The sequence below is a fragment of the Zestomonas insulae genome (assembly GCF_016901015.1).
Taxonomy (GTDB): domain Bacteria; phylum Pseudomonadota; class Gammaproteobacteria; order Pseudomonadales; family Pseudomonadaceae; genus Aquipseudomonas; species Aquipseudomonas insulae.
This window is the reverse complement of sequence record NZ_JAFEUP010000003.1, coordinates 280,448-293,223: the sequence shown is the minus strand read 5'-3', so window position 1 is coordinate 293,223 and position 12,776 is coordinate 280,448. Positions and strand designations below refer to the sequence as shown.

The 12,776-nt window shown below is 67.7% G+C and carries 13 protein-coding genes and 1 pseudogene; 7 read left to right on the top strand and 7 right to left on the bottom strand.

Annotated elements, in window-relative coordinates:
* Window positions 1-33: 33 nt before the first annotated feature.
* Window positions 34-699, top strand: coding sequence for a TetR/AcrR family transcriptional regulator (locus JQX08_RS11185; RefSeq protein WP_205348458.1), 666 nt, complete (start codon window positions 34-36; stop codon window positions 697-699).
* Between the two features lie 167 nt (window positions 700-866).
* Here JQX08_RS11185 and JQX08_RS11180 read toward each other — a convergent pair whose 3' ends face one another.
* Window positions 867-1,937 (bottom strand): fatty acid desaturase family protein, encoded by a 1,071-nt coding sequence (locus JQX08_RS11180; RefSeq protein WP_205348457.1) that lies wholly within the window; start codon window positions 1,935-1,937, stop codon window positions 867-869.
* Window positions 1,938-1,945: 8 nt separating this feature from the next.
* Window positions 1,946-3,045 (bottom strand): annotated as a pseudogene (locus tag JQX08_RS11175) (flavin reductase family protein).
* Between the two features lie 142 nt (window positions 3,046-3,187).
* Between JQX08_RS11175 and JQX08_RS11170 the strand changes: the two are divergent.
* The 6 genes from JQX08_RS11170 (at window position 3,188) to JQX08_RS11145 (ending at window position 7,690) form a co-directional block, all read left to right on the top strand.
* Window positions 3,188-3,832, top strand: coding sequence for a TetR family transcriptional regulator (locus JQX08_RS11170; protein ID WP_205348456.1), 645 nt, complete (start codon window positions 3,188-3,190; stop codon window positions 3,830-3,832).
* Between the two features lie 259 nt (window positions 3,833-4,091).
* Window positions 4,092-4,592 (top strand): urease accessory protein UreE, encoded by a 501-nt coding sequence (gene ureE, locus JQX08_RS11165; RefSeq protein WP_205348455.1) that lies wholly within the window; start codon window positions 4,092-4,094, stop codon window positions 4,590-4,592.
* On the top strand, window positions 4,589-5,263 hold the full coding sequence (locus JQX08_RS11160; protein ID WP_205348454.1) for an urease accessory protein UreF: 675 nt from the start codon (window positions 4,589-4,591) through the stop codon (window positions 5,261-5,263). Before ureE ends, JQX08_RS11160 begins: the two co-directional genes overlap by 4 nt.
* A 39-nt stretch (window positions 5,264-5,302) precedes the next feature.
* A complete protein-coding gene (gene ureG, locus JQX08_RS11155) occupies window positions 5,303-5,917 on the top strand; it encodes an urease accessory protein UreG (RefSeq protein ID WP_205348453.1) in 615 nt (204 codons plus the stop codon).
* A 100-nt stretch (window positions 5,918-6,017) separates the two neighbouring features.
* Complete coding sequence (locus JQX08_RS11150; RefSeq protein WP_205348452.1) at window positions 6,018-6,590, top strand: HupE/UreJ family protein; 573 nt, start codon at window positions 6,018-6,020, stop codon at window positions 6,588-6,590.
* A gap of 185 nt (window positions 6,591-6,775) precedes the next feature.
* Entirely contained in the window at window positions 6,776-7,690 is a 915-nt protein-coding gene (locus JQX08_RS11145) for a glycerophosphodiester phosphodiesterase family protein (protein WP_205348451.1), read from the top strand.
* Here the strand turns inward: JQX08_RS11145 and JQX08_RS11140 are convergent.
* The 5 genes from JQX08_RS11140 to JQX08_RS11120 form a co-directional block, all read right to left on the bottom strand.
* Complete coding sequence (locus tag JQX08_RS11140) at window positions 7,668-8,432, bottom strand: SDR family oxidoreductase (RefSeq protein ID WP_205348450.1); 765 nt, start codon at window positions 8,430-8,432, stop codon at window positions 7,668-7,670. The genes JQX08_RS11145 and JQX08_RS11140 overlap by 23 nt on opposite strands.
* A 497-nt stretch (window positions 8,433-8,929) precedes the next feature.
* Window positions 8,930-9,643, bottom strand: coding sequence for an ABC transporter ATP-binding protein (locus tag JQX08_RS11135; RefSeq protein ID WP_205348449.1), 714 nt, complete (start codon window positions 9,641-9,643; stop codon window positions 8,930-8,932).
* Window positions 9,640-10,524, bottom strand: coding sequence for an ABC transporter ATP-binding protein (locus tag JQX08_RS11130; protein ID WP_205348448.1), 885 nt, complete (start codon window positions 10,522-10,524; stop codon window positions 9,640-9,642). The genes JQX08_RS11135 and JQX08_RS11130 overlap by 4 nt, the downstream gene beginning before the upstream one ends.
* Window positions 10,521-11,801, bottom strand: coding sequence for a high-affinity branched-chain amino acid ABC transporter permease LivM (gene livM, locus JQX08_RS11125; RefSeq protein WP_205348447.1), 1,281 nt, complete (start codon window positions 11,799-11,801; stop codon window positions 10,521-10,523). The genes JQX08_RS11130 and livM overlap by 4 nt, the downstream gene beginning before the upstream one ends.
* A 9-nt stretch (window positions 11,802-11,810) precedes the next feature.
* The gene (locus JQX08_RS11120) at window positions 11,811-12,725 is read right to left on the bottom strand and encodes an ABC transporter permease subunit (RefSeq protein WP_205348446.1); all 915 of its coding nucleotides are present in this window, start codon (window positions 12,723-12,725) and stop codon (window positions 11,811-11,813) included.
* Between the last annotated feature and the right edge of the window lie 51 nt (window positions 12,726-12,776).

Sequence of the window (12,776 nt, the reverse complement as noted above, 5' to 3'; positions counted from 1 at the left end):
GGTTTCCGTTCAGCAAGAGGTTAATCAGCGGCGATGAACAGCGGGTTCGGAAAACCGGGACGCCCCGGCGCCAGCGACGCAGAGCCACGGCCCAAGCCGCGCAAGCGCCCCACCCAGGCGCGCGCGCGCTTCACCGTGGAGGCCATTTACGAGGGCTTTGTTCGGATTTGGCGGCGCGACGGCTGGGAGCGTTTGACCACTCGCGCAGTGGCGCTGGAGACCGGCGTGGCGGTCGGCACCCTGTACGAGTACTTCCCCAGCAAGGAGGCGCTGCTGTCCGGCTATATCCGCCACTGCATCGAAGCGATGCTGGCGCGCCTCGATGCCGAAGCGGTGCAGCCCAGCACGCTGAGCTGGCGCGAACGACTGCACCGTCTGGTGCAGATCAGCGGCGACCAGCAGGCCAGCCAACCGCTGTTCGACGCTGGCATCGGCGTGCTCGAGCAGGCGGTCGCCGAGCCCAAACACCACCAGCGCGCGTTCGAGGAACTGGCCGGCAAATGGCGTGAAGTGCTCGGTGCCTGCCACGACCTGCCGCAACCCGCCGCCGCACAACTGGCCGAGCCGCTGTTCCTGCTGTTCTGGGGTGGCCGGCGCTACTGCGTGCCGCTGCGCCTCAGCGCGGCGCAAATCGCCGCCTGGCTGGACGAGGCGGAGCGCACGCTGGAGGCGCGCCTGGCGGCGTTGGATGTGAACTAGTTTTTTTGGGGACCTCTGCGCGGCTCGACAGAATGCCCCTCGCCCCCGCCCTCTCCCGGAGGGAGAGGGCGCATCCGAGGTCACCTGCTGATTCCACGTCCTTGAGCAGCGCAGCGCCATCCCCTCTCCCTCCGGGAGAGGGTTAGGGAGAGGGACTGACTACCCCGCTACACCGCCTCCGCACGCCGATAGCGCCAGATGCGCCGTAGCACCGTGGCGAACTGCGCGGCAAACGCACCGCTGTTGTAGGTCTGCCCGTAGCGCCGGGCGATGCCACGCACCTCCACGGCCAGCGCAGCGTAGCGACGGGCCGGCAGGTCGGGGAACAGATGGTGTTCGATCTGGTGGCTGAGGTTGCCGGTGAGGATATGGAACAGCCGGCCGCCCTGCAGGTTGCTCGAGCCCTTGAGCTGGCGCAGGTACCAGTGCGCGCGACTTTCGCCGTCCAGCACGCTGGGCGGGAACACCGCGGCGCGCTCGGTGAAATGCCCGCAGAAGATCACCGTGAAGGTCCACAGGTTGCGCAGCAGGTTGGCCAGCGCATTGCCGACCAGCACCGCCAGGCCGTTGAGGCCGAACGCCACGGCGAGCAGCGGAAAGAACAGGTAGTCCTTGGTGGTCTGGCGCAGCAGCTTGGCGGCGAAGCGGCGCAGCAGCGGACGCACCTCGGCGGCGCTGAGCTTGCCCTTGTACAGCTTGTCCAGGCGCAGGTGCTGGATCGCCACGGCGTATTGGAACAGCGCCGCCTGCAGGCTCACCCACAGCGGCTGCCAGCGGTAGAACGGCTTCCAGCGCTGCTCGGGAAACAGCCGCACCACGCCGTAGCCAACGTCGTCGTCCATGCCCAGCACGTTGGTGTAGGTGTGGTGGATGTGATTGTGGGTGTGCCGCCAGAAATCGGCCGGGCCGGCGATGTCCCACTCGTACTGGCGCCCGGCGAATTCCGGGTCGTTCATCCAGTCGTACTGGCCGTGCATCACGTTGTGGCCAAGCTCCATGTTCTCGAGGATCTTGCCCAGGCCGAGCAGCAGCACGCCGAGCAGCCAGGTCGGCGGGAACCATCCGAACAACAGCAGCACCCGGCCGCCGGCGCAGCAAGCGCGCACCGCCGCGCGCACCCGGCGGATATAGCGCGCGTCGGCGGCGCCGAGATGAGCCAGGGTGCGCTGGCGCAGCGCATCCAGTTCGGCACCGAAGGCGGCCAGCTCGGTGGGGGATAGCTCGCGGTCGTCGCGCATGCAGGCTCCTAGAGGTCGAGGGTGACGTCGCCGAGCGGCGCGCTGACGCACAGGCGAATCGGCTGGTTCGGCTCGCTGAGCGGCGCGCCGCTGCGCAGGTCGCGCACGCTGCCGGCGAGCAACTGGCAGGTGCAGCTGGCGCAGATGCCCTGGCGGCAGCCGTGGGCCGGGCGCAGGCCGGCGGCCTCGGCCTGGTCGAGCAGGCTTGGTTGTCGCCGGGATAATCGGCCTGACTGTGGGCGAAGCGCAGGCGCACTGCGCGCCGCTCGCTGGGAGCCGGCCAGACGGGCGGGCTGAACGCCTCGCTCTGCCAGTCGGCGACTGTCGGCAGCAATTGCCGCGCGGCCTCGACGAAGCCGGCCGGACCGCAGGCGAGTACCGCGCCGCGGGGCAGATCGCGCAGATGACCGGGCTGCAGGCGGCCGTGCAGCGGCTGGTCGCCCGCGCCCCCGATCGCGCCGGTTAGTGCCCACTGCACGCGGAAATTCTGATGGCGGCGCTGCAGCGCCTGCAGCTCCTCGACGAAGCCGCGCTGGCCGCCTTCGCGCACGTAGTGCAGCAGCGTCACCGGCGCCTGGAAGCCGCGCCCCAGCGCCTCGCGCAGCAAGCCGAGGAGCGGCGTCAGGCCACTGCCGGCGGCGAGCAACAGCACGCCGTCTTCCGCCTGCGGCCAGGTCAGGTCGCCGGTCGCCTGACTCAGCTCGAGCACCGCACCGACCGCCAGGTGATGCACCAGGCGCGGCGACAGCAGGCCGCCCGGCTGGTGACGCACCGCAATGCGCAGCCGCCCGCTGGCCTCGACCGCGGTGAGGCTGTAGCTGCGCGAATGGCGTACGCCGTTGTAGCTCAGGTAGACCTGCACATGCTGGCCTGGCCGTCCGCCGCGCCAGTTGCCGTTGCTGCGCAAGGTCAGCTCGAGCAGGTCGTCGGCGACCCAGGCGCGCGCCTCGACGCGGGCGAACACCCGGTTCAGCCGCCAGCCGGGCTGCAGCCAGGCGAGCAGCGCATCGACCTCGGCTTCACGCAGCCAGGCGTGGCGCACCAGCCAGCGCAGCGGCGCGAGGCAGGGGCTGAGGCGGCGGGCCCAGGCGAAGGGAAGCAGCGGCATGAACGGGCATCTCGGTGAACAGTTGTACACCAGAGTGCCAAATTCGCAGCTTTTCAGTCAACACCTGTTCACTGAATGTCGGTTCGACGCTGGCGAAGGCCATTTGCTAGAGTGCGCCGCACACCCTTGCAGTCGACTCAGCATGCCCCGTCCCACCGCGCGCGCCGAACAGAAACAGCAGACCCGCCAAGCCCTGATGGATGCCGCGCGCAGCCTGATGGAAGGCGGCCGCGGCTTCGGCAGCCTGAGCCTGCGCGAAGTGGCGCGCAGCGCCGGCATCGTGCCGACCGGCTTCTACCGGCACTTCTGCGACATGGACGAACTGGGCCTGGCGCTGGTCGCCGAGGTTGGCGAGACCTTCCGCGCGGCGATCCGCGACGTGCGCCGCCACGAGTTCGAGGTGCGCGGGATGATCGACGCCTCGGTGCGCATCTTCCTCGCCGCGGTAGTCGCCAACCACGCACAGTTCCTGTTCCTCGCCCGCGAGCAGTACGGCGGCTCGCTGCCGGTGCGCCAGGCGATCACCGCCCTGCGCCTGCGCATCACCGGCGACCTGGCCGCCGACCTCAAGCTGATGAACCGCATGCCGCACCTCGATGACGCGGCGCTCGACGTGGTCTCCGACCTGGTGGTGAAGACTGTGTTCGCCACCCTACCGGAACTCATCGACCCGCCGCCGCCCGGCCAGGCCGAGCACCTCAGCGCCGAGGCGAAGATCGTCCAGCAGCTGCGCTTCATCATGATCGGCGGCAAGCACTGGCGCGGCCTGGGCAACCCGGAAACCTGAGCTCAGCCGCCAGTGCCTCCCGGCTCTTTTGTAGGAGCGAATTCATTCGCGATGCAGACAATGCGGTGCTGCCGCTATCGCGAATGAATTCGCTCCTACACACATAGCGCACCACACCAGTGCAACCCCTCGCCTCGCGCACCAAATAAACTGCCCAATTTCGCGCAGCCGCCGCGCCAGCCTGCGTCAGCGCTCGCTTGGCGCACCTTGGCAAGGCCCTTGCTCAAGGCACTCGCATCGACCGAGTGGAATCTGCCCCATGCTGGTGATTCAGCAACGCATCGCGCCCCGTGACAGCTGGGACGCCGAACTGCACCTGACCTTCGAAGCGCGCAGCAAGAGCCGGCTGCGCTGCTACACCGCCAGCGGCGAGGACGTCGGCCTGTTCCTCGAACGCGGCCATCCGCCGCTCGCCGACGGCGACTGCCTGCTGGCCGGCGACGGCCGCGTGGTACGCGTGGTCGCCCTGGCCGAGCCGCTGCTGCACGTGACCTGCGCCAACCCGTTCGAACTGATGCGAGCCGCCTACCACCTGGGCAACCGCCACGTCGCCCTGCAGCTCGGCGACGGCTGGCTGCGCCTGCCCGACGACTATGTACTGAAGGCCATGCTCGAACAGCTCGGCGCCCACGTCGAACTGATCGAGGCGCCCTATCAGCCGGAGCACGGCGCCTACGGCGGCGGTCACCACCACTCGCACGCCGGCGACGCCGAGTTCAGCTACGCGCCACGTCTGCACCAGTTCGGCGGGCGCAAGTGAACCACGCCTGGCAACTGCTGCGCCTGGCCAGCCCGCAGCTGCCGATTGGCGGCTACAGCTACTCGCAGGGCCTGGAGATGGCCGTCGAGCAGCACCAGGTGCACGACAGCGACAGCGCGCAGCGCTGGATCGCCGATCAGTTGCTGCTCAACCTGGCGCGCTTCGAAGCGCCGCTGCTGCTCGCCCATTGCCACGCCGCGGCGGACGCTGACTGGCCCGCGCTGCTGACGCTGGCCAATCAGCACCGCGCCAGTCGCGAGACCCGCGAGCTGCGCCTGGAAAGCCGGCAGATGGGCTACTCGCTGCAGCAGCTGCTCGACGGCCTGCCCGAGCTGGATGACGCAGCCCGCGCGCAGTTCGCCGCGCTCGACGAGCCGGGCCTGGCGCTTGGCTGGGCACTCGCCGCGCGGGCCTGGCCGATCAGTGCGGACGACGCGCTGGCGGCCTGGTTGTGGGGCTGGCTGGAGAACCAGCTGGCGGTGCTGATGAAAACCCTGCCGCTCGGCCAGCAGGCTGCGCAGCGACTCACCTCGGCACTACTGCCGACGCTCAGCGAGGCGCAGCGCCAGGCCAGCACGATTCACCCCGAACACTGGGGCAGCGCCGCATTCGGCCTGGCCCTGACGAGCATGGCGCACGAGCGCCAGTACAGCCGGTTATTCAGATCGTAGGCGTGGCCCCGCGCCGCCTACCCGAGACAAGGAGAACAGATGAACGCCCAACCCCTGCGAGTCGGCATCGGCGGCCCGGTCGGTTCCGGCAAGACCGCCCTGACCCTGGCCCTGTGCCTGGCCCTGCGCGAGCGCTACAACATCGCCGTGGTGACCAACGACATCTACACCCAGGAAGACGCGCAGTTCCTGGTGCGCAACGAGGCGCTGGCGCCGGAGCGGATCATCGGCGTGGAGACCGGCGGCTGCCCGCACACGGCAATCCGCGAGGATGCCTCGATCAACCTCGAGGCGGTCGACCAGCTCAACCGGCGCTTCCCCGGCCTTGAGCTGATCATCGTCGAGTCCGGCGGCGACAACCTGTCCGCCACCTTCAGCCCGGAACTCTCCGACCTGACCATCTACGTGATCGACGTCTCGGCCGGCGACAAGCTGCCGCGCAAGGGCGGCCCAGGGATCTGCAAATCCGACCTGCTGGTGATCAACAAGGTCGACCTGGCGCCCATGGTCGGCGCCTCGCTGGACGTGATGGACCGCGACGCGCGGAAGATGCGCGGCGACAAGCCGTTCGTGTTCAGCAACCAGAAAGTCGGCCAGGGTCTCCCCGAGATCATCGCCTTCATCGAACGCCACGGCATGCTCACCGCGGCGTGAGCCTGGCCATCCCGAACACTGCCCCTCGCCCGCCTGCGGGAGAGGGGGCGGGGGAACGGGCAGTTCCTTCCCCCGCTATTTTTCCCGCAAGGAGACGCACGTGAACCTACGCAAAGCCCTCTACAGCCTGGCCCTGTTCCTTACCCCGGCCGTGGCCTTCGCCCACCCCGGCCACGGCGACAGCGGCCTCGCCGCCGGCCTGGCCCACCCAGTGTTCGGCCTCGACCACCTGCTGGCGATGCTCGCGGTCGGCCTGTGGGCCGCCCAGCAACAAGGCGTGGCGCGCTGGGCGCTGCCGCTGACGTTCGTCGCCACCATGCTGCTCGGCGGCCTGTTCGGCTTCGCCGGCCTGCAGCTGCCATTCATGGAAACCGGCATCGCCGCCTCGGTGCTCGCCCTCGGCCTGCTGGTGGCCCTGGCGGTGCGTCCGCCGCTGTTCCTGGCGCTGGCCGCCACCGCGTTGTTCGCCCTCGCCCACGGCGTCGCCCATGGCCTGGAGCTGCCCGAGCTGAGCAGCCCGGCCGGCTACGCGCTGGGCTTCGTCGCCGCCACCGCCGCGCTGCACGCGGCCGGCTTTGCGGTGGTGCGCCTGCTGCCGCGCGCCGCCGCGCCGCTGGTGCGCCTGGCCGGTGCTGTGGGCGCCGGCGCCGGCGTGTGGCTGCTGGCCGGCTGAGCCGGAGGGCAGGACGGCCTTCGGTAGGAGCGAGTTCATTCGCGATTAACGCAATCTGCCATCGCGAATGAATTCGCTCCTACACGATCACGCTCTGGCGACAATTCGCTCCCCTAAGGCTTCACCATTTGTCATAGTCGGCGGGTTTGATACGCACGCTCGTCCCTGTCCGCTGGAGCCTTGTCATGTTGCGTTTCGCCCGCTTTCTGCTCATTCCCCTGTTGCTGATCGTCGCGGTGATCGCCGGGCTGGCGCTGACCAGCCGCCCCAGCGCACCGCCCAAGGTGCTCGCCGGTTTCGGCGAACAGCCGCTGGTGATCGCCCACCGTGGCGGCCGCGGGCTGTGGCCGGAGAACAGCCTGTTCGCCTTCGAGCGCGCCGCCAGCCTGGGCGTCGACCTGCTCGAGATGGACCTGCGCCTGAGTCGCGACGGCGAAGTGGTGGTGATCCACGACCGCAAGGTCGACCGCACCACCGACGGCAGCGGCCCGGTCGCCGAGCTCGACCTGGCCCAGCTGCAGGCCCTGGACGCCGGCTACCGCTGGAGCGCCGACGGCGGCGAAAGCTTCCCCTACCGCGACCAGGGCGTACGCATCCCGCGCTTCGCCGAGGTGCTGCAGCGCTTCCCGACGCAGGCCAAGGTGGTGGAGATCAAGGTGCCGGATGTCGGCCTGGAGGAACGCCTGTGCGCGCTGCTCGACGAGCACGGCCAGCGCGACAAGGTGATCGTCGCCAGCTTCTACGACCGCAGCCTGCAGCACTTCCGCGAGCTGTGCCCGGGCGTCGCCACCTCGGCCAGTCCGTCGTCGGTGCGCCTGCTGGTGGCGCTCGACTGGCTGGGCCTCGGCCGCCTGCTGTCGCCGAGCTACCAGACCCTGCAGATTCCGCCGAGCAGCGACGGCATCACCCTCGCCACCCCCGGCTTCCTGCGCACCGCGCGCGACCGCGGCCTCAACGTGCAGCTGTGGACCATCAACGAACAACCGGTGATGAGCCACCTGCTGGAGATGGGCGCGCAGGGGCTGATCACCGACTACCCCGACCGCGCGCTACAGCTGCTTGGTCGTTCGACGCAAATCAGTTCCGTGAGCGATCAATAGCGAAACCGGCCCAGGTCTGGCTCACCGGCATCAGCTCGAGGCTGTTGATGTTGATGTGCGCCGGCTGGGTGAGGATCCAGTGGATGGTCTCGGCGATGTCCTGCGGCTGGATCGCTTCGGCGCCGGCGTAGGTGGCGTCGTACTTGGCCTGGTCGCCGCCGAAACGCACCAGCGAAAACTCGCTTTCGCACAGCCCCGGTTCCAGGTCGGTAACCCGCACGCCGGTGCCGACCAGGTCGTTGCGCAGGTTCAGCGAAAACTGCTTCACGAACGCCTTGGTCGCGCCGTACACGTGACTGCCCGGGTACGGCCAGTTGCCGGCGATCGAGCCGAGGTTGACGATGCCAGCGCCGCGCCCGTGGGCGATCAGGCGGGGCAGCAGCAGGCGGGTGGCGTAGAGCAGGCCCTTGATGTTGGTGTCGACCATGGTGTCCCAGTCGTTCAGGTCACACTGCAGCGCGGGGTCGGAGCCCAGCGCCAGGCCGGCATTGTTGATCAGCGCAGTGAGCCGCTCGAACTTCGCCGGCAGTGTGGCGATCGCCTGTTCCATGGCGTGCCGGTCGCGCACGTCGAGCACCAGCGGGTGCACGTCGGTGAGCGCCGCCAGTTCGTCGGTCAGCGCCTGCAGCCGCGCCTCGCGGCGCCCGGTGAGCACCAGCGACCAGCCCGCCTGGGCGAAACGCCGCGCGCAGGCTTCGCCAAAGCCGGAAGTGGCGCCGGTGATGAACAGGGTGGAAGTCATGCGAATTCTCCAACAACAAAGTCGATAGCACAGGCGCTCAGGTTACCTCTTTGCGCCGCCACGCACCGCTCAAGAAACGCTCAACGCCTGCCGCACCGCGGCCGGCTTGACGCTCGTCGGGGTGCGCCCAGGTTGTCCACAGGACGCTCCACAGCTTCGTGGGATAACCGCTCACTGCTGCAGCACGGCAACCGCGCGGTCACGCCTGAGCAAAACCTGAACAATCCGCTGCGGGCGCGAGCCGGCCTGGCGCGCGGGCATCCGTCCCGGGCTTATCCACAGCTCTGCCCACAGCGGACGGGGACAACTCGGGACATTGCGAGAGGCCCGAAAAGTGGATTTAAGCGGTTGTTTTTACTGAAAAAAGCCTAACGCTCAAAAAACACTCAAGTGACGCCAAACCGCGTAGCGCGGGGCCTGTGCGGCTCTGCGCCCAGTTTGTCCACAGCTCGCTCCACAGTCTGTGGGGGTAACTTTGCGCGGGCCGCCGCGCTTCCCTAATGCCCACCCAAATACGCGTTGCGCACATCCTGGTTACCGAGCAATTCGGCGCCGGTGCCGGACAGGCGGATTTCACCGTTGACCATCACGTAGCCGCGGTCCGACAGCTTCAGCGCGTGGTTGGCGTTCTGTTCGACGAGGAAGATGGTCATGCCGGTCTTCGCCAGTTCGCGCAGGGTCTGGAATATCTGCCGCACCACCAGCGGCGCCAGGCCCAGCGACGGTTCGTCGAGCAGCAGCAGCTTGGGCCGGCTCATCAGCGCGCGGGCAATGGCGAGCATCTGCTGCTCGCCGCCGGACATGGTCATGGCGCGCTGGTTGCGGCGCTCCTTGAGCACCGGGAACAGCTCGAACATGCGCTGCATGTCCTCCGCGGCGTACTGGTTGCCGATCGGGATGGTGCCCATCAGCAGATTCTCCTCGACGCTCATGTCGGGGAACACCCGCCGTCCTTCCGGCGACTGGGCGATGCCGTTGCTGGCGACGAAGTGCGCCGACTTGCGGCTGATGTCCTGGCCGCGATAGAGAATCTGCCCACCGGCCGCGCGCGGCTGGCCGAAGATCGACATCAGCAGGGTCGACTTGCCGGCGCCGTTGGCGCCGATCAGCGCCACTGTCTCGCCCTCCTCGATGGTCAGCGACACCTTGTGCAGCGCCTGGATCGGCCCGTAGAACACATCGACTTCGCGAAACTCCAGCAACGCCGTCATACCAACTCCTCTTCGTCGGCGCCGAGGTAGGCGGCAATCACCTTCTCGTCATGGCGCACCGCCTCCGGCGCGCCGCGGGCGATCACATCGCCGTGGTCGAGCACGATGATGTGATCGGAGATGTTCATCACCATGCCCATGTCGTGCTCGATCAGCAGCACGGTGATGCCGTGGTGGTCGCGCAGGTAGCGGATGATCCGCGACAGCGCTTCGGTCTCCGCCGGGTTGAGGCCGGCGGCCGGTTCGTCGAGACAGATGATCTCCGGTCGCGTGCACATCGCCCGGGCGATCTCCAGGCGGCGTTGCTGGCCGTAGGACAGTTCGCCGGCCAGGCGGTTGGCGGCGTCGACCAGATCGACCACCTCCAGCCAGTAGAACGCATGGTCCAGCGCGGCGCTTTCCGCGCGCCGGTAGCCGGGGGTGTTGAGCACCCCGGCGAACAGGCTGCGGTTGACGAACATGTGCTGGGCGACCAGCAGGTTCTCCACCACCGACATTTCGCGGAACAGGCGGATGTTCTGGAAAGTGCGCGCCAGCCCGGCGCGATTGACCCGGTGGGTACCGCCGAACATCTTGTAGTAGAGGCGACTGGCGAACTGCGCGGGGTTGATGAAATCGCGGCCGCGAAACGGCTGGCCGAGGATCTTGATCACGTCGGTCGGCTTGCCCTGGGTGTTGAGCAGGATGCTGCCGCCGCTAGCCTTGTAGAAGCCGGTCAGGCAGTTGAATACCGTGGTCTTGCCGGCGCCGTTGGGGCCGATCAGCGCGGTGATCGAATGACGCTCGACGTCCAGGTTGACGTCGTTGAGCGCCTTGATGCCGCCGAAGTGCATCATCAGGTGTTCGACGCTGAGTATTTTGTCGGACTTCGGGTCGCTCATGGCGCCACCCCCTTACGCGGCACGAAGCCACTGCGGCTGATGCGGATCAGCCCGCGCGGCCGCCAGATCATCATCACCACCATCAGCACGCCGAACAGCAGCACCCGGTAGTCGGCGAAAGTGCGCAGCAGCTCCGGCGCCACGGTGAGCACGAAGGCGGCGATCACCACGCCGACCGTCGAGCCCATGCCGCCGAGCACCACGATGGCGAGGATCAGCGCCGACTCGAAGAAGGTGAATGACGACGGGTTGACGAAACCCTGGTAGGTGGCGAAGAACACCCCGGCCAGGCCGGCGGTGGAGGCGCCGAGCATGAACGCCGAGAGTTTGACCAGCACATGGTTGAGGCCCATCGCGCGGCAGGCGATCTCGTCCTCGCGCAGCGCCTCCCAGGCACGACCGACCGGCATCTTGGTCAGCCGGTGCTTGAGGTAGAGGACCAGCAGCACCACCAGGAACAGCACCGCGTAGATGAACAGGAACTTCATGTTCGGGTCGTACGCCACGCCGAAGAACTCGTGGTAGGGAATCCCGCCGTCCTTGGCGCGGCGACTGAACTCCAGGCCAAGGAAGGTCGGCGACGGCACCGACATGCCGTTCGGCCCGCCGGTGAAGCTCAGCCAGTTGTTGAGAACCAGGCGAATGATCTCGCCGAAGCCGAGCGTGACGATCGCCAGGTAGTCGCCGTGCATGCGCAACACCGGGAAGCCGAGGATCGCCCCGGCCATCGCCGCGAGCAGCGCGGCCAGCGGCAGCACGGTCCAGAAGCCGAGGCCGAGGTAGTGGTAACCGAGCGCCAGGCCGTAGGCGCCGATGGCGTAGAAGGCCACGTAACCGAGGTCGAGCAGCCCGGCGAGGCCGACCACGATGTTCAGGCCGAGGCCGAGCAGCACGTAGATCAGGCCGAGGATCACCACGGTGAGCACGTACTTGCTGGCGAAGAACGGGAAGATCAGCGCCAGCACGATGATCAGCGGGATGATCCAGCGCAGCCGCGTCTTGTGGTCGGGGTCGCGCACATGCACGCCGGAGCCGGCGCCCTCGAAGCCTTCGAGCAGGCGGCGGCCGCTCTTGCTGTGCAGGAACAGGCTGACCAGGAAGCGGCCGAGCATCACCGCGGCGACGATCCACATCAGGCGCGTCGGGCGCAGCTCGAAGCTGTAGCCGTCGAGCACCACGCCGATGATCGGGCCGAACACGATCAGCGCGATCAGCCCGGCGAGCACCGCATCAATCAGACATTGCTTGAGATCCAGGGAAGCGGTCTTGTCGGTCATCGGAATCCCTTACACCTTGGCAATCAGGGGACGGCCGAGCAGGCCCTGGGGACGGAAGATCAGGATCGACACCAGCAGGGCGAAGCTGAACACGTCCTTGTAGTCGGTGTTCACCAGGCTGGAGAACTGCGCCTCGGCGACGCCGAGGAGGATGCCGCCGAGCATCGCCCCGGGCAGCGAACCGATGCCGCCGAGCACCGCGGCGGTGAATGCCTTGATGCCGATGACGAAGCCGGCGGTGAAGTCGAAGGTGCCGTAGTTCATGGTGATCAGCACGCCGGCCAGCGCGGCCATCGAGGCGCCGATGACGAACACGTAAGAGATCACCCGGTCGGTGTTGATGCCGAGGATCGAAGCCATCTTGCGATCCTGCTGGGTGGCGCGGCACATGCGGCCGAGCTTGGTGTACTGGATCACGTAGGTGAGCACCGCCATGCCGACGAACGCGGCGACCAGGATGAACACCTTGGTGTAACTGAGCTGCACGAAGCCGTCGCCGATGTGCAGCTTGAAGGCGCCATCGAGCAGTGTCGGCACGCCCTGCTGGCGCGCACCCTGGCTGAGCTGCACGTAGTTCTGCAGGATCAGCGACATGCCGATGGCGCTGATCAGCGGCGCCAGGCGGGTCGAGTTGCGCAGTGGTTTGTAGGCGATGCGTTCGATCACCCAGCCGTACATGCCGGTGACGAAGATGGTGAACACCAGCGTGCCAAGGATCAGCAGCGGGAAGTTCTCCACGCCGAAGAAGGCCAGCAGGGCGAGGAAGATGGCCGCCAGGTAGGCGGAGATCATGTACACCTCGCCGTGGGCGAAGTTGATCATGCCGATGATGCCGTAGACCATGGTGTAGCCGATGGCGATCAGTCCGTAGACCGCGCCGAGGGTCAGGCCATTGATCAACTGCTGGAGGAAGATATCGTCCATACGCGATCTCGTCCGAAGCGAGGGCCAGGCCCACGCAAGTGAATCAGGCGG

What these genes read in the sequence shown, in the direction of transcription:
- livM (WP_205348447.1), bottom strand. Translation starts at nt 11,801, where the DNA reads ATGACCGACAAGACCGCTTCCCTGGATCTCAAGCAATGTCTGATTGAT.
- JQX08_RS11185 (WP_205348458.1), top strand. Translation starts at nt 34, where the DNA reads ATGAACAGCGGGTTCGGAAAACCGGGACGCCCCGGCGCCAGCGACGCA.
- JQX08_RS11140 (WP_205348450.1), bottom strand. Translation starts at nt 8,432, where the DNA reads ATGACTTCCACCCTGTTCATCACCGGCGCCACTTCCGGCTTTGGCGAA.
- JQX08_RS11130 (WP_205348448.1), bottom strand. Translation starts at nt 10,524, where the DNA reads ATGAGCGACCCGAAGTCCGACAAAATACTCAGCGTCGAACACCTGATG.
- JQX08_RS11135 (WP_205348449.1), bottom strand. Translation starts at nt 9,643, where the DNA reads ATGACGGCGTTGCTGGAGTTTCGCGAAGTCGATGTGTTCTACGGGCCG.
- JQX08_RS11145 (WP_205348451.1), top strand. Translation starts at nt 6,776, where the DNA reads ATGTTGCGTTTCGCCCGCTTTCTGCTCATTCCCCTGTTGCTGATCGTC.
- JQX08_RS11170 (WP_205348456.1), top strand. Translation starts at nt 3,188, where the DNA reads ATGCCCCGTCCCACCGCGCGCGCCGAACAGAAACAGCAGACCCGCCAA.
- JQX08_RS11120 (WP_205348446.1), bottom strand. Translation starts at nt 12,725, where the DNA reads ATGGACGATATCTTCCTCCAGCAGTTGATCAATGGCCTGACCCTCGGC.
- ureE (WP_205348455.1), top strand. Translation starts at nt 4,092, where the DNA reads ATGCTGGTGATTCAGCAACGCATCGCGCCCCGTGACAGCTGGGACGCC.
- JQX08_RS11180 (WP_205348457.1), bottom strand. Translation starts at nt 1,937, where the DNA reads ATGCGCGACGACCGCGAGCTATCCCCCACCGAGCTGGCCGCCTTCGGT.
- ureG (WP_205348453.1), top strand. Translation starts at nt 5,303, where the DNA reads ATGAACGCCCAACCCCTGCGAGTCGGCATCGGCGGCCCGGTCGGTTCC.